Below are 20,819 nucleotides of genomic sequence, written 5' to 3'. Positions count from 1 at the left end.
GTAGAGCTCAGCCAGCCCAGAGGTGCAACCGGCACAGGGTCAGGATCCGATCCGGATCAATAGATGGGGAGCTCCACCCCGGCCATCAGCTCATCGATGCGCGCCTGGGTCGGCTGCTGCATCACATTCTGGATCACCTCCTTGGTGAGGTGGGGCGAGAAGGAGCTGATGAAGTCATACATGTAGTTCTGCAAGAGGATGCTCTTGCTGAAACAGATCTGCGCCGGGCAGGGTTTGAACAGGTGCTCCAGATTGATGGAGACCAGCCCGGGGCTGTCGGTATCGTTGGCCACCAGCGACGAGATGATGCCGATGCCAAAGCCCAGCTCCACATAACGCTTGATCACCCCTGCATCCATCACCGTCATGTAGTAGCTCGGCGAGAGGCCCGCGGCCTGAAACGCGTCGTCCTGCACCTGACGGCCGGTTGCACCACTCTCGTAGCTGAGGATGGGATACTGGCAGAGCTGCTCCAGGGTCGGCTTCTTCACCCTGGCCAGCGGATGATCCTGCGGTACCACCAGGGAGAGGGTCCAGAGGTAGGCGGGCAGGGCGATGAGCTCCTTGTCGAAGCCAATCTCGTGAGCCACGATGGAAAAATCCGAATACCCCTTGCTGATCTGCTCCTTGCTGGCCGACATCACGGGATGGAGGTGGAACGAGATCTTGGGGTACTTCTTGGTGAAATAGGTGACCGATTTTGGCAGCAGATAGCGGGCGATGGTGTGGGTGGTGTGAATATTGAGGGTGCCCACGGTCGGATCCAGATACTCCCGGGAGATCGCCTTGATCTTGCTCTCTATGTTGAGCATCGCCTCGGCACACTTGATAATCTCCTCCCCGACCGGAGTGATGCGGTGCAGGTGCTTGCCACGGCGCTCGAAGATCCGCACACCCAGTTCGCTCTCCAGCAGGCCGATCTGCTTGCTGACCCCGGGCTGGCTGGTATAGAGCGCATCCGACGCCACCGAGACATTGAGGTTATGGTCCCGAATCGCGATCAAGTACTTCAATTGCTGTAGTTTCAAGGCTTCACCCTCTCAGGCTGGCGCGGCGTTCAAGCCAGACAAACTGGCCGCCACAAAGGGCGGCCAGTGTATCATTCATGGCCGACATCGCAGCGCTTGATCCTTCATTTTGCTACAAAATCTAGCACTCCAAGGGGGTGGCTGACAAACCGGCCTCAGGCTTCACCAGGCTGCACCGGCAAGATCCCCAGAAACTGCAACAACCACTGCATCATGGTGGCGGAATCCACTTCCCCCTCCAGCGAGGAGAGGCTGCGTTGATAGCGTTCATCGGGCAGCAAACCGCGCCGGCGCTCGATCAGCGCCCGGTTGTACTCCACCGAAAATTCCGGATGCCCCTGGATGGCGACGATGTGATCGCCCTGCAAAAACATGAAATTGGGACAAAAGTCGTTGCCCGCCAGCCGGGTGGCTCCGGGAGGCAGCAGCGCGACCTGATCCTGATGGCTAGCCAGGATGCGGATCTGCTCGCGCGCCGGCGCCATCCAGGGCGCATCAGCCAGCATGGGATGGACCGAGACCCCCAGCCCCCACCCCTTGGTAGACTTCACCACCTCCCCCCCCAGCGCCTGGGCGATCACCTGATGGCCGAAACAAACGCCGGCCAATTTGACGTCGGCGTCGTGAGCACGACGGATCCAGTCGCGTAGTGCCTGGATCCAGGGAACATCGCTGTAAGCATCGTGGCGGGATCCCGTGATGAGCCAGGCATCGCACTCGCGCAGATCTTCCGGCAATTCGCCATCGAGGGCCGACCAGACCCGAAATTCCAGTTCAGGCGCCAGCGGCTGGAATCCCTTGATAAACATCTCGGAGTAAACGGGGCCAAAACGATCCACCAGATCGGGATCCAGCCGGTCACAATCAAGAATACCCAATCGCATCTGTTATTCCTTTACAAAGTTGCCCCCGCAGATCCATGACCTGCGGGGGCAAAGCGTTAATCCATGGCAGTGGGGCTGAACGTCACTTCATGGTCGGCATGGAGAATTCGGCACCGCTGCGCAGACTCTGGGGCCAGCGTGCCGTCACCGTCTTCATCCGGGTATAGAAGCGCACCCCATCCGGTCCGTGCATGTTGAGCGGTCCGAAGATAGACCGCTTCCAGCCGCCAAAGCTGTGAAACGCCATGGGCACGGGGATGGGAACGTTCACCCCTACCATACCGACCTGCACCCGCGCCGTGAAGTCCCGCGCCGTATCGCCGTCACAAGTGAAGATGGCGGTGCCATTGCCGTACTCGTGCTCGTTGATGAGCTTGAGCGCCGTCTCGTAATCGGGAACCCGCACGATGGAGAGCACGGGGCCGAAAATCTCCTCCCGATAGATACGCATCTCCGGGCTTACCCGATCGAACAGGCAGCCACCGATGAAGTAGCCCTCCTCATGTTGCAGACCACGGCCATCGACCCGCAGTTGAGCCCCTTCGGCCACCCCCTGATCAACATAACCGCGCACCTTGGCCAGATGCTCGCGGCTGATGAGGGGGCCCATTTCGTTCTCTTGTGCCTGCCCCAGCCCCGGGCCGACCCGCAGTTTCTCCACCAGCGGCGCGAGGCGTGCCACCAGCGCATCGGCGGTTTCATCCCCCACTACCACGGCGACCGAGATGGCCATACAGCGCTCCCCGGCCGCCCCGTAGGCTGCCCCCATCAGGGCGGAAACTGCCTGCTCGAGGTCTGCATCCGGCATCACCACCATATGGTTCTTGGCGCCGCCCAGCGCCTGCACCCGCTTGCCGTGGGCCGAAGCGGTCGAGTAGATGTACTCGGCGATGGGGGTGGAGCCGACAAACGATACGGCACCGACTCTCGGATCGGTCAGCAGCACGTCCACCACCTCCTTGTCGCCGTTCACCACGTTGACCACGCCATCCGGCAGGCCGGCCTCCTTGAGCAACTCGGCCATGCGCAGGGAGAGGGACGGATCCTTCTCGGACGGCTTGAGAATAAAGGTATTACCGCAGGCAATGGCCACCGGGAACATCCACAGCGGCACCATGGCCGGGAAGTTGAACGGCGTGATGCCGGCGCACACCCCGACCGGTTGCATCATGGAGTAGCTGTCCACCCCGCGCCCCACGTTGAGGGAGTGCTCCCCCTTGAGCAGATGGGGAATGCCGCAGGCGAACTCCACTACCTCCAGTCCCCGGGTCAGCTCGCCCTGAGCGTCGGAGAAGACCTTGCCGTGCTCGCGGCTGATGAGCTCCGCCAGCTCGTCCCTGTGTTGCTCCATCAGCTCCTTGAAGCGAAACAGCACCCGCGCCCGCACCAGCGGTGGGGTCTGCGACCAGTCAGAAAAGGCCTGCTGGGCCACAGCGATGGCCTCCTGGCACTCCGCCGCGCTCGACAGTCCCACGCTTCCCTGCTGCTTGCCACAGGCCGGATTGAAGATGGCCCCCTGGCGTTCGCTGCGACTCTCCTGACGTACGCCGTTGATAAAATTGCTGACCCTGTATGTCATGTATCCTCCGTGATGGGTAATGGCTGGGTGCGCCCGACCTGCTCAAGGCCCCGCCGAAGCGGGGCCATTGGCGGGATCAGGGCTGGGCCTGCAGGGCATCCTGCAGCAGGGTAAAGAGATCGTCGATCTGGCTGCGCTCTATGATGAGGGGCGGCGACAGGGCGATGATGTCGCCGGTGACCCGGATCAGGGCCCCCTTCTCGAAGCAGCGCACAAACACCTCGTAGGCACGCTTGCCCGGCGCATCCGGCATGGATTCGAGCTCGATACCCGCTACCAGACCATAGTTGCGCACATCCTTCACGTGCTTGCAGCCCTTGAGCGAATGAGCCGCCTCCTCCCAGTAGCCCGCCAGATCGGCGGCGCGGCTGAGCAGGTTCTCGTTGCGGTAGATCTCGAGGGTCGCCAGGCCCGCGGCCGCAGCCACCGGATGACCCGAGTAGGTATAGCCGTGGAACAGCTCGATGGCCCCCTTGCCCGCCGCCATCATGTCGTCATAGATGTGGTTTTGTACCAGCACGGCCCCCATGGGGATGGCGCCGTTGGTGAGCCCCTTGGCACAGGTGATCATGTCGGGGATGACGTCGAACTCCTGGGCAGCAAACGGGGAGCCGAGGCGGCCGAAACCGGTGATCACCTCGTCGAAGATCAGCAGGATGCCGTGTTTGGTGCAGATCTCCCGCAGGCGCTTGAGATAACCCTTGGGCGGCATGATGACGCCTGTACTGCCGGCGATGGGCTCGACGATGACTGCAGCAATATTGCTGGCGTCATGCAAAAAGACGATCTTCTCCAGCTCGTCGGCCAGGGTGACATCCTCGTCAGGCAGTCCCTTGGTGAAGGCGTTTTTGGCGATGTTGAGGGTGTGGGGCAGATGATCCACCCCGGTCAGCAGGGAACCGAACCATTTGCGGTTGCCGGGAATGCCACCCACCGAGATGCCGCCAAAGCCGACACCATGGTAGCCGCGCTCGCGGCCGATGAGCCGGGTGCGGGTCCCCTGACCCCGGACACGCTGCCAGGCCAGTGCGATTTTCAGCGCCGTATCGACGGATTCAGACCCGGAATTGGTATAGAAGACGTGGCCGAATCCCTTGGGGGCTATCTCCACCAGCCGGTTGGCCAGCTCGAACGGCAGGGGGTGGCCCATCTGGAACGTGGGAGCAAAATCGAGGTGGGAAATCTGCTGGGAGACCGCTTCGGCGATCTCGCGGCGACCATGACCCGCGTTGCAACACCAGAGCCCGGCCGTGCCATCCAGTATCTTGCGGCCATCCTCTGAGTGATAATACATCCCCTCTGCCGACTTCAGGATGCGCGGCGCCGCCTTGAACTGCTGGTTGGCGGTGAACGGCATCCAGAAGGCGGACATGTCGGAGGGGGTATTGATGTCGCTGATCGGTTTCATGGTCACCTCATCCTTAAGGTGTTTAGCAACTCTCGGCTATCGCCTATTAAATTAAACACCTGAATTCCTAAAAAAGGGCTCATTATTGCCCTGTCCGGTGTCACCCCGGCTAGATGGCATGAGCAGGGTGGTATAAGATATTTAACACAAATTTAATAATAGTAAACAGCAAGGAGTGTCTATCGATGGATATCGGTCACCGTCTCAAGGCGGTTCGCACCAAGGCCGCCCTCTCCCAGCGGGAGCTGGCCAAACGTTCGGGCGTGACCAACGGCTTCATCTCCCAGATCGAGAAGAATCAGGTAAGTCCCTCCGTCGCCTCCCTGCGCAAGGTGCTGGAAGGCATTCCCATGTCCCTAGCCAGCTTCTTCACCGACGAGACAGAAATGGACTCCGAGGTGGTCTTTCGCGCCGATGAGATGCCGGATCTCGGCACTCATCCCATCAGCTACCGCCTGGTGGGCCACAGCCGTGCCAACCGCGCCATCGGCATGCTGCAGGAGATACTGCCGCCGGGCGCCGACACCGGTGACGACATGCTGAGCCACGAAGGGGAAGAGTGCGGCATCATCATCCGCGGTGAAGTCGAGGTCACGGTGGGCGAGCAGATCTACTTGCTGGCGGCCGGGGATGGCTACTACTTCGACAGCCGCACCCCGCACCGGTTTCGCAACGTGGGCGAGCAGGAGTGCGTGCTGATCTCGGCCAACACCCCCGCCAGCTTCTAAACGACGGCCTCCTCGGCAGGGAACAGTGTTTAAGAAATTGTTACAAGATTGATTTACAAGTGGCGGGTTGTTTAGCATATTGATACGCGGGAACTGACTTAAGACCGGTTCAAGGAGTGAACATGAGTGACCTGACCCTGGCCCAGTGGCAACACAAGGCCGCCCACCTGACCCTGCCCTCGCAAGCCTTCATCGACGGCAGCTACCGGGACGCCATCAATGGCGCCACCTTCGATTGCATCAATCCGGCCAACGGCCTGCTGCTGACCAAGGTCGCCGCCTGCGACGCCGCCGACGCCGAACTGGCGGTGCAGGCTGCCCGCACCGCCTTCAATGACAAGCGCTGGAGCGGCCTGTCGCCGAAACAGCGCAAGCAGATCCTGCTGCGTTTCGCCGAGCTGATGCGCCTCAATCTGGTGGAACTGGCCCTGCTGGAGTCGCTGGATATGGGCAAGCCCATCGGTGATGCCATGGGCTACGATGCCCCTGCCGCCGCCAACTGCATCGCCTGGAACGCCGAAGCCATCGACAAGATCTACGATCAGGTCGCCCCGGTGGAGGAGTCCGCGCTGGCGCTGGTGACCCGCGAGGCCCTCGGCGTCGTGGCCGCCATCGTGCCCTGGAACTTCCCGCTGGTGATGGCCTGCTGGAAGCTGGGTCCGGCGCTGGCCACCGGCAACTCGGTGATCCTGAAACCCTCCGAAAAATCCCCGCTCACCGCCCTGCGCATCGCGGGCATTGCCAAAGAGGCGGGCATTCCGGACGGGGTGTTCAACGTACTGCCCGGCTTTGGCCACACGGTAGGCGAGGCGCTGGCCATGCACATGGACGTGGACTGCATCACCTTCACCGGCTCCACCAAAATCGGCAAGCATCTGGTGGAGTGTTCCGGCAAGTCCAACCTCAAGCGCGCCTTTATGGAGTGCGGCGGCAAGAGCCCCAACATCATACTGGCGGACGTGCCGGATCTGGACGCCGCCGCCCGAAGCGCCGCCGGCGCCATCTTCTACAACCAGGGCGAGGTGTGCACCGCCGCCTCCCGCCTGCTGGTGCAAAACAGCATCAAGCCGCAATTCATGGAGCGACTGCTGGCCCACGCCCGGGAGTGGATCTCCGCCAACCCCCTCGACCCCACCACCCGCATCGGTGCCATGGTGGACGACATCCAGATGGCGCAGGTGCTGCGCTATATCGATATCGGCCAGCAAGAGGGGGCCAAACTGCTGCTGGGAGGCAAGCGCACCAATGAGGAGAGCGGCGGCTTCTACATCGAGCCCACCATCTTCGACGAGGTGACCCCAGAGATGCGCATCTTCCGCGAGGAGATCTTCGGCCCCGTGCTGGCGGTGACCGGCTTCGATACCCTGGAGGAAGCGATCGCCCTTGGCAACGACACCGACTACGGCCTGGCCGCGGCGATCTGGACGGCGGATCTCAACAAGGCGGTCAAGGGCTCCCGCGCCCTGCGCGCAGGCACAGTGTTCGTCAACAACTGGGATGGCGGCGACATGACAATGCCGTTTGGCGGCTTCAAGCAGTCCGGCAACGGGCGCGACAAGTCATTGCATGCGCTGGAGAAATATACCGAGCTGAAAAGTACCTGGATCCAGCTGGAATAATCGCAGAAACAGCTTCCATCTTCGCAAAAGGGGGTTAAAACCCCCTTTTTCATTTTTCCCCTTTCATCGCACGTCTCAATCGATATAATTATCAAACAGGCAAGTCGTTAAATATTAAGATAAAAATGTTATTTTTTCTGGGAAGTGTACTGTTTCTGGTGATCGGCCTACCCCTGCTGTTTTTCGCACTGGGACATGGTGAAGCCTACGTGACCTGGGGCCCCTGGATCTCGGCCATCGCCCTGATGCTGTGGCTGCTGCGAGACGTCGACAAGATCCGGCGCGGTGGCCGCTAGACGTTAAAACATATCGTCACCATCCATCTTTCCCCATTTATTCGCTTCTGTCCCTCCTAAAGGATCGCTACACTGGTTTTTTGCGATGCGTTCTCGCATCCGACTCTCCAGTGAAGGTTATCCGCATGCAGCAACAAATTCAGCGCCAGGGCGTCATCTACGCCTTGTGCGCCTATACCCTTTGGGGCCTGGCCCCCATCTACTTCAAGACGATTTCGGCCGTACCGGCCGCCGAGATCCTGACCCACCGCATGATCTGGTCCTGCGCCCTGCTGATGGTGCTGACCCTGCTCGGCCGCCAGTGGCACAAGGTACAGGCGGTGCTGCGCCAGCCCAGGGTGCTGCTCACCCTGGCCTTCACCTCGGTGACCGTTGGCGGCAACTGGCTGCTGTTCATCTGGGCCATCAACAACGGCCACATGCTGGATGCCAGCCTCGGCTACTACATCAACCCCTTGTTCAACGTGCTGCTCGGCATGCTGTTTCTGAGCGAGAGGCTGCGTCGCCTGCAGTGGTGGGCGGTCGGGCTGGCGGCGATCGGCGTCGCCATCCAGATCATCGCGTTCGGCTCCCTGCCCTGGATCGCCCTGGTGCTGGCGGCGAGCTTTGCCATCTACGGACTCATTCGCAAGAAACTGGCCCTCGACGCCCTCACCGGCCTCTTGATCGAGACCCTGATCATGCTGCCCCCGGCCGCCTTCTATCTGTGGGGAGTGGCGGACAGCCCCACCAGCCATATGACCGAAAACAGCTGGCACCTGAATCTGCTGCTGATCGCCGCCGGCGTAGTCACCACGGCCCCCCTGCTCTGCTTCACCGCCGCCGCGACCCGGCTCAAGCTCTCCACCCTGGGCTTCTTCCAGTACATAGGCCCCAGCCTGATGTTCATCCTGGCAGTCACCCTGTACGGCGAGGCGCTGGCGCTGGACAAGATGGTCACCTTCGCCTTCATCTGGAGCGCCTTGGTGCTGTTCAGTCTGGACGGGCTGCGCAGCGGCAGCCGCCGGCCGGTGACACAGCAGGATTGATGGTATGGCTCGTCGCGCTGCAATAATCTACAAGCCTTGAGCCGGCTTTCAGGTTATCAATAGACGATGAGCACACCCCACTCCCGCATCCACTACTGGCAATCCCGGCTGCTGCCGGGGGTTGAACTCTCCCACTCCCACCACAGGGAGTTCAGCTATGGCCGCCATGTTCACCTCGACTATCACATCGGTCTGGTGCAGCAGGGCGGCCAGAAATTCATCCACAAGGGCAACAGCCACAACCTGGTGCGCGGCGAGCTCTCCACCGTCAACCCGGACGAGATGCACGACGGCCTGAGCCTGCTGCCGGAAGGGTACGAGGTGCGGGTGTTCGCCATCGCCCCCGAACAACTGGCCATCTGGCTGCCGGACAGCCCTGAACCCTTCTTCGACAAGGGACTGCAGAGCCGCCCCGACCTCTATCTGGGTTTCGCCCGCCTGCACATGTATCTGGGCGAGGCTCCCGAACCTGACGGCCTGCTGGCGGAGAGCCAGCTGCTGGCCCTACTCGGCGAGCTGCTGCATCTCGCCCCCGAACGCCACGCCCTGGCGGATACCCAGCTCAGATACCTGCGCGACCATCTGCTGGCCCGGCTGGACGAGCGCCACAGCCTGGAGGATCTGGCCGCCCTGTTCGGGCTGGATCGCTTCGCCTTCCTGCGCCAGTTCAAGAAGAAGACTGGCATGACCCCCTACGCCTGGCTCAAGCGACTGCGGCTGGAGCGAAGCAAGCGCCTGCTCGGCAGCGGCCTGCCGGTGAGCGAGGTGGCGCTCGCGGTCGGCTTCTTCGATCAGAGCCACTTTCACCACGGGTTCCGGCAGGCCTTCGGCCTCACCCCCGCCGAATATCGCCAGCAGATGCGCCCCGTCTCAGTCGTACCGGACTGATGACGGCCACTGGCACGGACTGATCCGCGACGATCGGTGCAATCTTTTACAATCAAACCGGCCCCGCTTCCTTCATCCTGTGACCTCATCATGTCGTTGAGGTTATGCCCATGTTTACCAGCCTGTTTCTGACCATAGGTCTCATCCATCTCGTTGCCCTGGCGAGCCCGGGCCCCGACTTCGCGCTGATCCTGCGCACCAGCCTGCACAGGCCCACTGCCCTTGGCGCGGCCCTCGGTATCGCGCTCGCCATCTTGCTGCACGCCACCCTGAGCCTGACCGGCATCAGCTTGCTGATCGCCGAGCATTACTGGTTGTTCATGGCGGTGAAGATGGTCGGCGCCCTCTATCTGGGCTGGCTCGGCTGGGGGGCGCTGATGGCCGCCTGGCAAGGGGCGGGTGAGCTGGCTTTCAAGGCCGGTGGCGAGCGCGCCGGTTGGCGCAAGGGGGTGCAGAGCGGCCTGGCCACCAACTTGCTCAATCCCAAGGCGCTGTTGTTCTTCATGGGGCTGCTGGCCGCCATGGTGACGCCCCAGGTGGACGGCCTGACCCGAGGCTTGCTGGTGCTGGAGCTGTTCCTGCTGTCGCTCTTCTGGTTCGGAGCCCTGGCCTGGAGTCTCTCCACCGTCCGGGCACAACGCCTGCTCGGCCGGGTTCAGCGCCCCCTCAACCTGGTGACCGGCCTGCTGTTTGGCGCCGTCAGCCTCTCCATCCTGGGTGGCATGCTGGGCGAACTCTCCCGCGCCTTCTCCTGATCAGTGAAGCGCCGCCCCCTGTCGTGCTGGCCCCTGCTGTGCACCATGTCGGCAGACTAGCCCCACTCTGCTGTTCACCCTGCGAGCAAGCCGCACAGTAAATTGATCTGGATGGGGTTTTCTTTTCACTTTCAACGCAAAGCTCCAATCAGAGCTGGCCCCATTTGTCGTGGAGGAATAGGATGCTCGGCTATCTTCCATGACACATAGGAAACAACATCATGAATCGAAAATGGTCGCTCCCCATCGTGGCAATCGCGGGGGGAGCGTTACTCTGGCTAGGCAACACCTTTGGTATGAAATGGGCTCTGATGGCCCTGATTGGATTCGGTTTCGGTTTTACCCTCTCCTTCAGCCGCTTCGGCATCGTCTTCGGTTGGCGTGAAATGCTGACCAAGCGCAACAGCTACTACGTGCGGGTACACCTGCTCACTATCGCCATCGAGATCCTGCTGTTCACCACCTTTCTCTCCTTCAGCCACGCCCTGTTTGGTGATGCCATAGTGGGCAACGTGATGGCTATCGGCATTCCCTTCATCGTCGGCGCCTTCCTGTTCGGTATCGGCATGCAGCTGGCAGGCGTCTGCGCCACCGGCACTCTCTACTGCTGTGGCGAGGGGCAACCCCGCTTCTGGCTGGTGCTGCTCTGCTATGGCATCGGCACCCTCATCAGCAACCAGTTCCGCCCCGAGTTGGAGGCCACCTTCTCCAGTCAGGTCGTGTTGGCCAAGGATCTGACCGGCAACCTCTGGAGCGGCATGTTGCTCAACCTGGCGCTGGTCGCCGTGCTGTTCCTGCTGTTTCGCAAGAGCGAGCGGCAGTACACCGGCGAGATCAAGCCCATCTTCAGCGGCGGCAACCTGTTCTGGCGTGACGGTCGTTTCACCGTGCTGACCGGCGGCATCCTCATCGCCCTGCTCAACTCCAGCGTGGTCGCCCTGCACGGCTCGGCCTGGACCATCACCGGCGCCGTCTATGACATGGCGCTACGCGGCGCCTCCCTGTTCGGCCTGTTCGAGGGGAACCCGAAACTGGCCCAGCCGCTGTTTATCAACCCCATGGTCGGCATGTTCTGGCTCGGCATCCTGGGGGCCATGCTGGCACGCTGCATCAGCGGTGGCGGCAACTTCGCCCCGATCCGCCTCGGCAACAGCATGGCGGCCATTCTCGGCGGCCTGCTAATGGGCATGGGGGCCATGTACAGCGCTTGCAACCTGGGCGGCTTCTTCGATGGCACGGCGTCGGGCAGCCTGCACGGCTGGGTCTGGATGCTGATGGCCCTCGCCGGCAGCCTGATCGGCATCCGCCTGCGGCCGCTGTTCGGGCTCTGATCTGCCACACGAAACACCATAAAAAACGGGAGGCCAGGCCTCCCGTTGTCGTCTCTGCGGTTGTTACTGCGCCGGCTGGGAGACTCCTTCCAGATGGATTTCTACCCGACGATCCGGTGCCAGACAGGCGATCAGCTGCTGCCGGGACTGGCTGGCACAGCTGTCACCGGTCACCGGATTGGCCTTGCCACGCCCCTCGACCCGCACCTTGTCGGCATACAGGCCCTTGCTGACCAGATAGTTGGCCACGCTTCTTGCACGCTGTTCGGAGAGGGAGAGGTTGTAGGTGTCGGAACCGATGCGATCCGTATAGCCCACGACGGTGGCTTCCCCGTCTTTCGGATTGGCCGCCACTATCTGGCTGAACAGGTTGTCCAGCGCCTGGTTGGCTTCCGGCTTCAGGGTTGCCTTGTTGAACTCGAACAATACGTCAGAGCTCAGACTGAAGGTCTTGGGCGCCACCACGGGAGCGGGTTCGGCAACCACGGGGGCCGGTGCCGGCGCGGCGACCGTATCGCCGACCTGACCGAAGCGATAGAGCATGCCGACGGAGAGCAGGCCGTTGTCCAGCTCGATGCCGGACTCATCCAGCGAGGTCTTGCCGAGCGGCGTGGTGTACTGGTACTCGAGGCGGGCGGCCCAATCCTTGTCGATGGCGTATTCGATACCCAGCGCCCCGACAAAGGCGGCACCGTGATACTTGTTGCCCTTGCTCGAACCGGAAACTGAATTGGTCCCATCGCTGATCCAGGCATCGAGTGAACTCTCGGTCCAGGCATAGGCGCCCCCCAGACGGCCATAGATATCCAGCGCCGAGGTGGCCGGGAAGCCAATCTTCATGGTGGCCTGCAGCATCTGGGCCTTGGCTTCACCTTCCAGTCCGGCATTGATGCCATTGCCAGAGTAGTGCTGATCCACCTTGTACTTGCCAAGCCAGTCGTAGCCAAATTCGAACGCCACATTCTGGTTCAGCTGATAGCCAGCAAAGGCGCCAAGGCCAAGTTCGTTCCCCTTCTCGTTGGCATCCACCGCATCCAGCACTTCCTTGACCTGCTGGTCGTAGTCAACGCCATAGAAGTTGGACCAACCGGCCTTGCCACCGACATACCAGGTGTTGTCCTGGGCGGCAGCCTGTACCGCCCCCGTTGCCAGCAAACCACTGACCAGAACGGCAAGCATCGATTTTTTCATTTTTAGCCTCTGCAATAAGTCGTTATGGGCGCCTGAGTGCGCACTCTCCCTGTGTGAAGCCGTCAGGCGGCCTCGCCGCCACTCAGGGTATCCCATCCCGAAGAAGCCTCAAATGGCCAGCAAGTCAGGAGTGTGAACTTGGCTGCATTATCGCCGCATCGTCGACCAAAATGGCTTGTGCCAGCGCACGAGCCTGCTCCAGCGCCGGCGGCTGCTGATAGCTGTGCGCCATCACTATGGCCCCCTCCAGCAGCAGGCAAAGCCCGGTGGCCTGCGCCAGATTGCAGTCGAACCGGTGCATCACCCAGTTCAGCAGCGCCTGCTTGTGGGCCACCACCAGCTTGCGCACCGGATGGCGCGGGTCGGCAAACTCGGCGCTGGCGTTGATGAAGTTGCAACCATAGAAATCGCTGCGGCCGAACCACTCCCCGAAGCCGTCGAACAGCGCCTGCAGGCGAGCCTCGCGCCCCGTTAGCCCGGCCAGCCTCTGGTCGAGCAGGGCGAAGAACTCCCGGTCACGGGAGATCAGCACCTCCTCGATCAGCGCGTCCTTGGTGGGAAAGTGGCGATAGAGGGTGCGCTTGGTGCTGCCTGCTTCGGCCCAGATGCGATCCACACCGGTGGCATGAAAGCCATGGCGGTTGAACAGGCGATAGGCCGTCTCCACCAGTTGCTGACGCTTTTCACTCATGATTGCCTCTTGAAGTACACCGATCTGTCTACCTAATGTGCCTAATCACGACTGACAAACCAAGAGGGAACTGCAATGACAAGATGGTATGGCTCACTATGGGCGGGAAGCGGGGCGGCGTTGGCGATCGGCCTGTTGGGCTGGATGAACCTCAGCTGGCATGCGGCGCTGGTGATGGCGCCTTTCGGGGCAAGCTGCGTGCTGCTGTTTTCACTGCCCCACAGCCCTCTCGCTCGCCCGAAGAACGTGCTGGGTGGCCACCTGCTGGCGGCTTGTGTCGGCCTGGCCGTCTCCTGGCTGCCGTTGCCGGTGGAGCTGCAGATGGCATTGGGGGTGGGGCTGGCCATCGCCCTGATGCAACAGCTGGATATCATCCACCCTCCGGCGGGCGCCAACCCTCTGCTGATCCTGATGACGGGACTGGACCTGCCCTTCCTGTGGCAGACTGTGCTGCCCGGCACCCTGCTGCTGATGGCGCTGGCCTACGGTTTTCAGTGGCTCAGGCGGCCTCGCCCGCAAATGTCCTGAATGAAAAAGGGAGGCTGACGCCTCCCTCTGTTTTGCTCTGCCGTCAGCTAGCCAGAAACAGCCGGTAGGCGGGGTCGTCGCTCACCTCTTTCCAGCCGTAGCCAATCTCGTGCAGGTAGTCGTGGAAAGACGCCACATCCTCGTCCGGCAGCTCGAAGGCGCACAGCACCCGGCCATAGTCGGCGCCGTGGTTGCGGTAGTGGAACAGGCTGATGTTCCAGCGGCAGCCGAGGGTCTCGAGAAAGCGCATCAGGGCGCCCGGCTGCTCCGGAAACTTGAAACTGTAGAGACGTTCACCGAGGGGCCGGGCCGGGCGGCCGCCAATCATGTAACGCACGTGGTTCTTGGCCAGCTCGCTCTCGGTCATGTTGACCACCGGATAACCGTTGCCGCCGAGCTGATCGATGATCTGGCCGAGCTCCTCGTCACCGCCACTGAGGCGCACCGAGACGAACAGCGAGGCCTGCTCGGCATCGGCGTAGCGGTAGTTGAACTCGGTCACCATGCGCGGCCCCAGATTGCGGCAGAAGTCGAGGAAGGCCCCCTTGCGCTCGGGGATGGTCACCGCCAGCATGCCCTCGCGCTTCTCGCCAATCTCGCAGCGCTCGGAGACGTAGCGCAGGCTGTGGAAGTTGACGTTGGCGCCGGACAGAATGGCCGCCATCCGGCCACCCTTCACCTGCTCCCGCTCGCTGTAGGCCTTGAGACCGGCCAGCGACAGGGCTCCCGACGGCTCGGCGATGGCGCGGCAGTCGTCGAAGATGTCTTTCAACGCGGCGCAGATCTGGTCGTTGGAGACGGTCACCACCTCGTCCAGATACTGGTTGCAGAGGCGAAAGGTCTCCTCACCGATGCGCTTGACGGCCACCCCGTCGGCAAACAGCGAGACCCGCTCCAGATTGACCGGCTCACCGGCCGCCAGCGCGGCCTTGAGGCAGGCGGAGCCCTCCGCCTCCACCCCGATCACCTTCACATCCGGCAGCAGCTGTTTGATGTAGACCGCCACCCCGGCGGCCAGTCCACCGCCCCCCACCGGCACAAAGACGTGGGTGAGATGGGTATCCTGCTCCAGCAGCTCCTTGCCAATGGTGCCCTGCCCGGCGATCACCTCGACGTCGTCAAACGGCGGGATCAGGGTGTAGCCCTCCAACTCGGCGAGACGGCGGCTCTCGCCGTAGGCCTCGTCGAAGCTGTTGCCAAACAGCAGCACGTTGCCGCCCTGGCGGCGCACCGCATCGATCTTGATGTCCGGCGTGGTCTTGGGCATCACGATGATCGCCTTGATGCCGAGCCTGGCGGCCGACAGGGCGACCCCCTGGGCGTGGTTGCCGGCAGAGGCGGCGATGACGCCGCGCTCCTTCTGCTCCTGGGTCAGGGTGGCGATCTTGTGGTAGGCGCCGCGCAGTTTGAAGGAGTGGACCGGTTGCAGGTCCTCCCGCTTCAAGCTGACGTGATTGCCGAGCCGCTCGGAGAGTTTCTTCAGGGTTTGCAAAGGGGTGACCCGCGCCGCCTCGTAGACGGGGGAGAGCAACACCTTGCGTAGATAATCCGCCGCAGAGACCATGACTTATTCCCCCAGCATCGAGCGATCGCGCCACATCACCCCTTTGTCGGCGCAAAGACCGACCAGTCGGGTCGACTGCTCATAGTTCATATTGGAATTCATCTTTATTCCCCCAACAAGGTGCGATCGCGCACCGCGCCCTTGTCGGCACTGGTGGCAAACATGGCGTAGGCGCGCAGGGCAAAGGAGACCTGACGCTGGCGATCGAGCGGCTTCCAGCCACGGGCCTCGACGGCGACGCGGCGGGCGGCCAGCACGCTGTCGGCCACCTCCAGCACCATGCTGCGAGCCGGGATGTCGATGTTGATGATGTCACCATCCTCCACCAGACCTATGGTGCCGCCAGAGGCCGCCTCCGGCGAGACGTGACCGATGGAGAGACCCGAGGTGCCGCCGGAGAAGCGGCCGTCGGTGATCAGCGCACACGCCTTGCCGAGGCCCATGGATTTCAGATAGGTGGTGGGGTAGAGCATCTCCTGCATGCCGGGGCCCCCTTTCGGACCCTCGTAGCGGATCACCACTACTTCACCTGCCTGGACTGTGCCATCCAGGATACCGGCGACCGCCGTGTCCTGGCTCTCGAATACCCGGGCCGGGCCACGGAAGGTGAGGTTCTCCTCGTCCACCCCGGCGGTCTTGACGATGGCACCATTCAGCGCCAGGTTGCCGGCGAGCACGGCCAGGCCCCCCTCCAGGCTGTAGGCGTTGTCCAGCGAGCGGATGCAACCCTCGGCGCGGTCCAGATCCAGCTCCGGCCAGCGGCAATCCTGGCTGAACGCCTTGGTGGTGCGGATGCCAGCCGGGCCGGAGCGGTAGAAGTCCACCACCTCCTGACTGGGCTGGCGGCTGACGTCATACTCGGCCAGCAGCTCCACCAGCGAGGTGCCCAGCACGTTGCGGGCGTCGCCGTGCACCAGACCCGCTTTTTCCAGCTGGCCCAGGATGGCGATGACGCCGCCGGCACGGTGCACGTCTTCCATGTGGTATTTCTGGGTGGAGGGCGCCACCTTGCACAGCTGCGGCACCTTGCGCGACATGCGGTCGATGTCGGCCATGGTGAAGTCGACGCCCGCCTCCTGAGCCGCAGCCAGCAGGTGCAGCACGGTATTGGTGGAACCGCCCATGGCGATGTCGAGCGCCATGGCGTTCTCGAACGCCGCCTTGGTGGCGATGTTGCGCGGCAGTGCCGAGGCATCGTCCTGCTCGTACCAGCGCTTGGCCAGAGTGACGATGCGCTGGCCCGCCAGCTTGAACAGCTGTTCGCGGTCGCTGTGGGTCGCCAGCAGCGAACCGTTGCCCGGCTGGGAGAGGCCAAGCGCCTCGGTCAGGCAGTTCATGGAGTTGGCGGTAAACATACCGGAGCAGGAGCCGCAGGTGGGGCAGGCGCTGCGCTCCACCTGTTCGCTCTGGGCATCGGAGACCTTGGGGTCGGCGCCCTGGATCATGGCGTCCACCAGATCCAGCTTGATGATCTGATCGGAGAGCTTGGTCTTGCCCGCTTCCATCGGGCCGCCGGAGACGAAGATCACCGGGATGTTGATGCGCAGGGCGGCCATCAGCATCCCCGGGGTGATCTTGTCGCAGTTGGAGATGCAGACCATGGCGTCGGCGCAGTGGGCGTTGACCATGTACTCCACCGAGTCGGCGATAAGCTCGCGCGACGGCAGGGAGTAGAGCATGCCGCCGTGGCCCATGGCGATGCCGTCATCCACGGCGATGGTGTTGAACTCCTTGGCGACGCCGCCGGCGGCCTCGATCTCGCGGGCCACCAGCTGGCCCAGATCCTTGAGGTGGACGTGGCCCGGTACGAACTGGGTAAAGGAGTTGACCACGGCGATGATGGGCTTGCCGAAATCCTGATCGGTCATGCCGGTGGCACGCCAGAGGGCGCGGGCCCCGGCCATGTTACGTCCGTGGGTGGTGGTGGCGGATCTCAACTTCGGCATTGTCTCTACTCCCTGAATGCCCAGCGGGCTCATTATCTTTGGAAATGAAAAAGTGACTCTCGGATCGGGAATCGATCCTGGTGAGGGCACAGCGCAGTGCCCTGACCGGAAGCGACTCGGGGAGGCATGACACCTCCCCTCTCTCATCAGTCGTTGACGGGGGTCAGCCAGCCCCACTTGTCTTCGGTCTGGCCGTTGAACAGGCCGAAGAAGGCGTTCTGCAGCTGCTCGGTCACCGGACCGCGGCAACCGGCACCCACTTGCATGCGATCGACGGAGCGCACCGGCGTCACCTCGGCTGCCGTGCCGGTCATAAAGATCTCGTCTGCGACATACAGAGCCTCACGGGGCAACGCCTGCTCACGCACCTCGTATCCCAAGTCACGGGCCAGCGTCATGATGGTGTCGCGGGTGATGCCGGGCAGAATGGCCGCGGTAGCGGGCGGGGTAAACAGCACGCCGTTCTTCACCAGGAACAGGTTCTCTCCCGCCCCTTCGCTCAGGTAACCGTTCACGTCCAGCGCCAGCCCCTCGGCGAAGCCGTTGCGCTTGGCCTCGCGACTGATCAGCTGGGAGGAGAGATAGTTGCCGCCCGCCTTGGCACCGGTGGGAATGGTGTTGGGAGCGAGCCGGTTCCAGGAGGTGACGCACACATCCACCCCGTTTTTCAGTCCCTCTTCCCCCAGATAGGCGCCCCAGGGAATGGCCGCAACGATCACGTCGGCCTTGGCATCCTTGGGAGGATGCAGGCCAAGGCCCACGTTACCGATGAAAGCCAGCGGGCGCAGGTAACCGCTTTTCAGGCCGTTCTCGCGCACCACGGTGCGGCAGGCCTCATTGATCTCGGCCTCGTTGTAGGGAACCTCCATCCAGTAGATCTTGGCGGAGTCGAACAGGCGGCGGGTGTGCTCCTGCAAACGGAAGATGCAGGTCCCCTTGGGGGTGTGGTAGGCGCGAACCCCCTCAAACACCGAGGAGCCGTAGTGCAGGGCGTGGCTCATCACGTGCACCTGGGCATCCTGCCAGGGCACCAGTTTGCCGTTGAACCAAATGTATTGGGGATGAGTGGCGGATTGGGAAGGCTGTGACATTGGCTTGGCTCCTTAAGCTCTGATCCGGGGTTGCTGTTCCAGTGCATCGACCCGGGAGACGTCCACCAGCTTGACCAGCTGGCTCCACAACTGCTGGATGGGACGCACCGACTCGACAGTAACCGTGATCCGCAGTTGTTGGCAATCCTGCTCCATGTTGAGGGCGCAGAGGTTGAAACCGCGGTGGCGCACCACCCGCAGCACCCGCTCCATCACTTCGGGTCTGGGCTGGGCATGGATTTGCAAGGTATTGAACTGACTCATGGGCGTTGCTCCATCATCTGGTGGTTGGCGACTCCTGGCGGAACCAGGGGCCAGACGTTTTCTTCCTCTGAAATGGCCACATGCAGCAGATAGGCGCTCTCACTCGCCAGCAGGCGGTCAAGCGCAGGTGCGACCTCCTCCTTGCATGTGATGGTCTCGCCTGGGATGCCGAAGGCGGCGGCCAGGGCGACGAAATCGGGATTGTCGGAGAGGATGGTCTCGCTGTAGCGGCCGTCGAAGAACAGCTCCTGCCACTGGCGCACCATGCCGAGGCGCTGGTTGTCCAGCAACACCATCTTCACCTTGAGCTGGGCCCGGCGAATGGTGCCAAGCTCCTGCACGTTCATCATGAAAGAGCCGTCGCCGCTCACCAGCACCACCTCATCTTCGGGGCGCGACATCTTGGCGCCGATGGCGGCGGGCAGACCGAAGCCCATGGTGCCGAGACCGGCGCTGGAGAGGTGGTTGCGCGGGCTGGTGAAGCGCATGTGCTGGGCCACCCACATCTGGTGCTGACCCACGTCGCAGGCCACTACGCTGCTCTCCGGCAACCTGGCAGAAAGCTGCTTGAGCAGCGCCGGAGCATAGATGGGCTGGCCGGGATGGTCGTAACGAAAGGCGTACTCGCGGGCCATGTTCGCGCAGTGCTCACGCCAGGGATCGATGGAGAGGGACATGGCGAGACGCGGCAACACCTGTTTGAGATCCTGAGTGATGCCCACTTCGGCGGCGCGGCGCTTGCCAAACTCGGCGGCGTCCACATCCAGGTGGATCACCTTGGCTTCGGGGGCGAACTCCTCCAGCTTGCCGGTCACCCGATCATCGAAACGGGCGCCCACCACCAGCAATAGGTCGCACTGCTGCACCGCATAGTTGGCGGCCTTGGTGCCGTGCATGCCGAGCATGCCCAGATAAACGGGGCTGTCGGGATCGAGCGCCCCTATCCCCTTGAGGGTGGTGACTGCAGGCATGCCGGTGGCGACGGCAAAGTCGCGCAGCTGCTGCTCGGCGTTGGCCATCCCCACTCCGCCACCGACGTAGAGCACCGGGCGCTCGGCGGCGGCCAGCAGGGTGCGAGCGGCCGTCAGCTCGGCCGGATTGAGATGCTCGGGCTCCGCCACCGCAAACAGCGGACTCTGGGCCGGCACCTCGGCCAGTTGCACGTCCTTAGGCAGATCTATCAATACCGGGCCGGGGCGCCCTTCACTGGCGATGGCGAACGCCTCGGCAATCACCTGAGGCAAATCCGCCACGTCCGTCACCATAAAGGAGTGCTTGGTGCAGGAGAGAGACATGCCGAGCACGTCCACTTCCTGGAACGCATCGGTTCCCACGGCGGCGCAGGGCACCTGGCCGCTGATGGCCACCAGCGGTACCGAGTCGAGCAGCGCCTCCGCGAGGCCGGTCACCAGGTTGGTGGCGCCCGGACCCGAGGTGGCGATGCAGACCCCCACCTGACCGGAGGCGCGGGCAAAGCCCACCGCCGCCATGGCGGCCCCCTGCTCGTGGCGGCAGAGCTGGTGTGCCAGACCGCCGTCATACAGGGCATCGTAGACCGGCATGATGGCCCCGCCCGGGTAACCAAACACCTGGGTCACACCCTGTTTCTTGAGAGCCTGTACCAAAAACTGCGCGCCGTTCATCTGGAAAATCCTGTCCTTTGGTCGAAAAAAAACCCCCGGGCCGTGAGGCTCGGGGGTCGCTTGTTTCGTTCTGTCCGGTGGTGGGTCTATCCCTTGTTCCGTGCAGCTAAACGAGCCCCGAGCGGTGAGATAATAATCACCACTAGGACCACAATAATGCTGACGAAACGGGAGGCCATGTTCATAGTTACAACCGGAAATCCTGTGAAATTGGGGCGGTTTTTACCGCGAATGGCTATTAGAACTAGCACGGTGAATTTTATTGGGCAAGCGTTTTTTGCCTGACAAGACTCTGATTTTCACTGAGTCCAATCGCGTCAATTGGAACAAAAAACTAATAAAAAACGGTTAACCAGC

The 20,819-nt window shown here is 62.5% G+C and carries 19 protein-coding genes; 8 read left to right on the top strand and 11 right to left on the bottom strand.

Annotated features, from left to right (window positions below; translation table 11 throughout):
* Window positions 1-56: 56 nt before the first annotated feature.
* From LA321_RS07375 to LA321_RS07360, 4 genes are all read right to left on the bottom strand, one after another.
* Window positions 57-1,028 carry a LysR substrate-binding domain-containing protein gene (locus LA321_RS07375; protein ID WP_042025300.1) on the bottom strand — a complete coding sequence of 324 codons (972 nt, stop codon included), beginning with the start codon at window positions 1,026-1,028 and terminating at the stop codon, window positions 57-59.
* A gap of 155 nt (window positions 1,029-1,183) precedes the next feature.
* Window positions 1,184-1,912: a glutamine amidotransferase-related protein gene (locus LA321_RS07370; RefSeq protein ID WP_042072560.1), complete on the bottom strand. Its 729-nt coding sequence runs from the start codon at window positions 1,910-1,912 to the stop codon at window positions 1,184-1,186.
* Between the two features lie 82 nt (window positions 1,913-1,994).
* Window positions 1,995-3,491 (bottom strand): CoA-acylating methylmalonate-semialdehyde dehydrogenase, encoded by a 1,497-nt coding sequence (locus LA321_RS07365; protein ID WP_042072561.1) that lies wholly within the window; start codon window positions 3,489-3,491, stop codon window positions 1,995-1,997.
* Between the two features lie 76 nt (window positions 3,492-3,567).
* On the bottom strand, window positions 3,568-4,899 hold the full coding sequence (locus LA321_RS07360; protein WP_042072563.1) for an aspartate aminotransferase family protein: 1,332 nt from the start codon (window positions 4,897-4,899) through the stop codon (window positions 3,568-3,570).
* A gap of 185 nt (window positions 4,900-5,084) precedes the next feature.
* Here LA321_RS07360 and LA321_RS07355 point away from each other — a divergent pair, with 185 nt between their 5' ends.
* The 7 genes from LA321_RS07355 (at window position 5,085) to LA321_RS07325 (ending at window position 11,544) form a co-directional block, all read left to right on the top strand.
* Window positions 5,085-5,627 carry a cupin domain-containing protein gene (locus LA321_RS07355; protein WP_026456339.1) on the top strand — a complete coding sequence of 181 codons (543 nt, stop codon included), beginning with the start codon at window positions 5,085-5,087 and terminating at the stop codon, window positions 5,625-5,627.
* 122 nt (window positions 5,628-5,749) lie between these two features.
* Complete coding sequence (locus tag LA321_RS07350) at window positions 5,750-7,246, top strand: aldehyde dehydrogenase (RefSeq protein ID WP_042072564.1); 1,497 nt, start codon at window positions 5,750-5,752, stop codon at window positions 7,244-7,246.
* 125 nt (window positions 7,247-7,371) lie between these two features.
* Complete coding sequence (locus LA321_RS07345) at window positions 7,372-7,542, top strand: hypothetical protein (protein WP_167335337.1); 171 nt, start codon at window positions 7,372-7,374, stop codon at window positions 7,540-7,542.
* 125 nt (window positions 7,543-7,667) lie between these two features.
* Entirely contained in the window at window positions 7,668-8,570 is a 903-nt protein-coding gene (gene rarD, locus LA321_RS07340) for an EamA family transporter RarD (RefSeq protein ID WP_042072565.1), read from the top strand.
* Window positions 8,571-8,636: 66 nt separating this feature from the next.
* The gene (locus LA321_RS07335; protein WP_042072567.1) at window positions 8,637-9,458 is read left to right on the top strand and encodes an AraC family transcriptional regulator; all 822 of its coding nucleotides are present in this window, start codon (window positions 8,637-8,639) and stop codon (window positions 9,456-9,458) included.
* A gap of 110 nt (window positions 9,459-9,568) precedes the next feature.
* Window positions 9,569-10,213 (top strand): LysE family translocator, encoded by a 645-nt coding sequence (locus tag LA321_RS07330; protein ID WP_042072568.1) that lies wholly within the window; start codon window positions 9,569-9,571, stop codon window positions 10,211-10,213.
* Between the two features lie 296 nt (window positions 10,214-10,509).
* On the top strand, window positions 10,510-11,544 hold the full coding sequence (locus tag LA321_RS07325; protein WP_042072570.1) for a YeeE/YedE thiosulfate transporter family protein: 1,035 nt from the start codon (window positions 10,510-10,512) through the stop codon (window positions 11,542-11,544).
* Between the two features lie 63 nt (window positions 11,545-11,607).
* On the opposite strand, the gene ompA is transcribed toward LA321_RS07325, so the two are convergent.
* Window positions 11,608-12,735: a porin OmpA gene (gene ompA, locus LA321_RS07320; protein ID WP_042072571.1), complete on the bottom strand. Its 1,128-nt coding sequence runs from the start codon at window positions 12,733-12,735 to the stop codon at window positions 11,608-11,610.
* Window positions 12,736-12,859: 124 nt separating this feature from the next.
* Entirely contained in the window at window positions 12,860-13,426 is a 567-nt protein-coding gene (locus LA321_RS07315; RefSeq protein ID WP_042072573.1) for a TetR/AcrR family transcriptional regulator, read from the bottom strand.
* A gap of 75 nt (window positions 13,427-13,501) precedes the next feature.
* On the opposite strand from LA321_RS07315, the gene LA321_RS07310 reads away from it, so the two are divergent.
* Window positions 13,502-13,954 carry an HPP family protein gene (locus LA321_RS07310; RefSeq protein WP_042072574.1) on the top strand — a complete coding sequence of 151 codons (453 nt, stop codon included), beginning with the start codon at window positions 13,502-13,504 and terminating at the stop codon, window positions 13,952-13,954.
* Between the two features lie 43 nt (window positions 13,955-13,997).
* On the opposite strand, the gene ilvA is transcribed toward LA321_RS07310, so the two are convergent.
* The 5 genes from ilvA to ilvG form a co-directional block, all read right to left on the bottom strand.
* Entirely contained in the window at window positions 13,998-15,518 is a 1,521-nt protein-coding gene (ilvA, locus tag LA321_RS07305) for a threonine ammonia-lyase, biosynthetic (RefSeq protein WP_042072576.1), read from the bottom strand.
* 104 nt (window positions 15,519-15,622) lie between these two features.
* Window positions 15,623-17,464 carry a dihydroxy-acid dehydratase gene (ilvD, locus tag LA321_RS07300; RefSeq protein ID WP_042072578.1) on the bottom strand — a complete coding sequence of 614 codons (1,842 nt, stop codon included), beginning with the start codon at window positions 17,462-17,464 and terminating at the stop codon, window positions 15,623-15,625.
* Between the two features lie 146 nt (window positions 17,465-17,610).
* Window positions 17,611-18,555, bottom strand: a complete 945-nt coding sequence (locus LA321_RS07295) for a branched-chain amino acid transaminase (protein ID WP_042072579.1) — start codon at window positions 18,553-18,555, stop codon at window positions 17,611-17,613.
* Between the two features lie 12 nt (window positions 18,556-18,567).
* Window positions 18,568-18,819: an acetolactate synthase 2 small subunit gene (ilvM, locus tag LA321_RS07290; protein WP_005306810.1), complete on the bottom strand. Its 252-nt coding sequence runs from the start codon at window positions 18,817-18,819 to the stop codon at window positions 18,568-18,570.
* Window positions 18,816-20,462: an acetolactate synthase 2 catalytic subunit gene (ilvG, locus tag LA321_RS07285; RefSeq protein ID WP_042072580.1), complete on the bottom strand. Its 1,647-nt coding sequence runs from the start codon at window positions 20,460-20,462 to the stop codon at window positions 18,816-18,818. The genes ilvM and ilvG overlap by 4 nt, the downstream gene beginning before the upstream one ends.
* Between the last annotated feature and the right edge of the window lie 357 nt (window positions 20,463-20,819).

Origin of the sequence: Aeromonas enteropelogenes (assembly GCF_020097295.1) — a bacterium.
Taxonomy (GTDB): domain Bacteria; phylum Pseudomonadota; class Gammaproteobacteria; order Enterobacterales; family Aeromonadaceae; genus Aeromonas; species Aeromonas enteropelogenes.
The sequence above is the reverse complement of the archived record's forward strand: the minus strand, read 5'-3'. Positions and strand labels throughout refer to the sequence as shown.

What these genes read in the sequence shown, in the direction of transcription:
- LA321_RS07370 (WP_042072560.1), bottom strand. Translation starts at nt 1,912, where the DNA reads ATGCGATTGGGTATTCTTGATTGTGACCGGCTGGATCCCGATCTGGTG.
- LA321_RS07365 (WP_042072561.1), bottom strand. Translation starts at nt 3,491, where the DNA reads ATGACATACAGGGTCAGCAATTTTATCAACGGCGTACGTCAGGAGAGT.
- LA321_RS07360 (WP_042072563.1), bottom strand. Translation starts at nt 4,899, where the DNA reads ATGAAACCGATCAGCGACATCAATACCCCCTCCGACATGTCCGCCTTC.
- LA321_RS07355 (WP_026456339.1), top strand. Translation starts at nt 5,085, where the DNA reads ATGGATATCGGTCACCGTCTCAAGGCGGTTCGCACCAAGGCCGCCCTC.
- LA321_RS07350 (WP_042072564.1), top strand. Translation starts at nt 5,750, where the DNA reads ATGAGTGACCTGACCCTGGCCCAGTGGCAACACAAGGCCGCCCACCTG.
- LA321_RS07345 (WP_167335337.1), top strand. Translation starts at nt 7,372, where the DNA reads ATGTTATTTTTTCTGGGAAGTGTACTGTTTCTGGTGATCGGCCTACCC.
- rarD (WP_042072565.1), top strand. Translation starts at nt 7,668, where the DNA reads ATGCAGCAACAAATTCAGCGCCAGGGCGTCATCTACGCCTTGTGCGCC.
- LA321_RS07335 (WP_042072567.1), top strand. Translation starts at nt 8,637, where the DNA reads ATGAGCACACCCCACTCCCGCATCCACTACTGGCAATCCCGGCTGCTG.
- LA321_RS07330 (WP_042072568.1), top strand. Translation starts at nt 9,569, where the DNA reads ATGTTTACCAGCCTGTTTCTGACCATAGGTCTCATCCATCTCGTTGCC.
- LA321_RS07325 (WP_042072570.1), top strand. Translation starts at nt 10,510, where the DNA reads ATGAAATGGGCTCTGATGGCCCTGATTGGATTCGGTTTCGGTTTTACC.
- ompA (WP_042072571.1), bottom strand. Translation starts at nt 12,735, where the DNA reads ATGAAAAAATCGATGCTTGCCGTTCTGGTCAGTGGTTTGCTGGCAACG.
- LA321_RS07315 (WP_042072573.1), bottom strand. Translation starts at nt 13,426, where the DNA reads ATGAGTGAAAAGCGTCAGCAACTGGTGGAGACGGCCTATCGCCTGTTC.
- LA321_RS07310 (WP_042072574.1), top strand. Translation starts at nt 13,502, where the DNA reads ATGACAAGATGGTATGGCTCACTATGGGCGGGAAGCGGGGCGGCGTTG.
- ilvA (WP_042072576.1), bottom strand. Translation starts at nt 15,518, where the DNA reads ATGGTCTCTGCGGCGGATTATCTACGCAAGGTGTTGCTCTCCCCCGTC.
- ilvD (WP_042072578.1), bottom strand. Translation starts at nt 17,464, where the DNA reads ATGCCGAAGTTGAGATCCGCCACCACCACCCACGGACGTAACATGGCC.
- LA321_RS07295 (WP_042072579.1), bottom strand. Translation starts at nt 18,555, where the DNA reads ATGTCACAGCCTTCCCAATCCGCCACTCATCCCCAATACATTTGGTTC.
- ilvM (WP_005306810.1), bottom strand. Translation starts at nt 18,819, where the DNA reads ATGAGTCAGTTCAATACCTTGCAAATCCATGCCCAGCCCAGACCCGAA.
- ilvG (WP_042072580.1), bottom strand. Translation starts at nt 20,462, where the DNA reads ATGAACGGCGCGCAGTTTTTGGTACAGGCTCTCAAGAAACAGGGTGTG.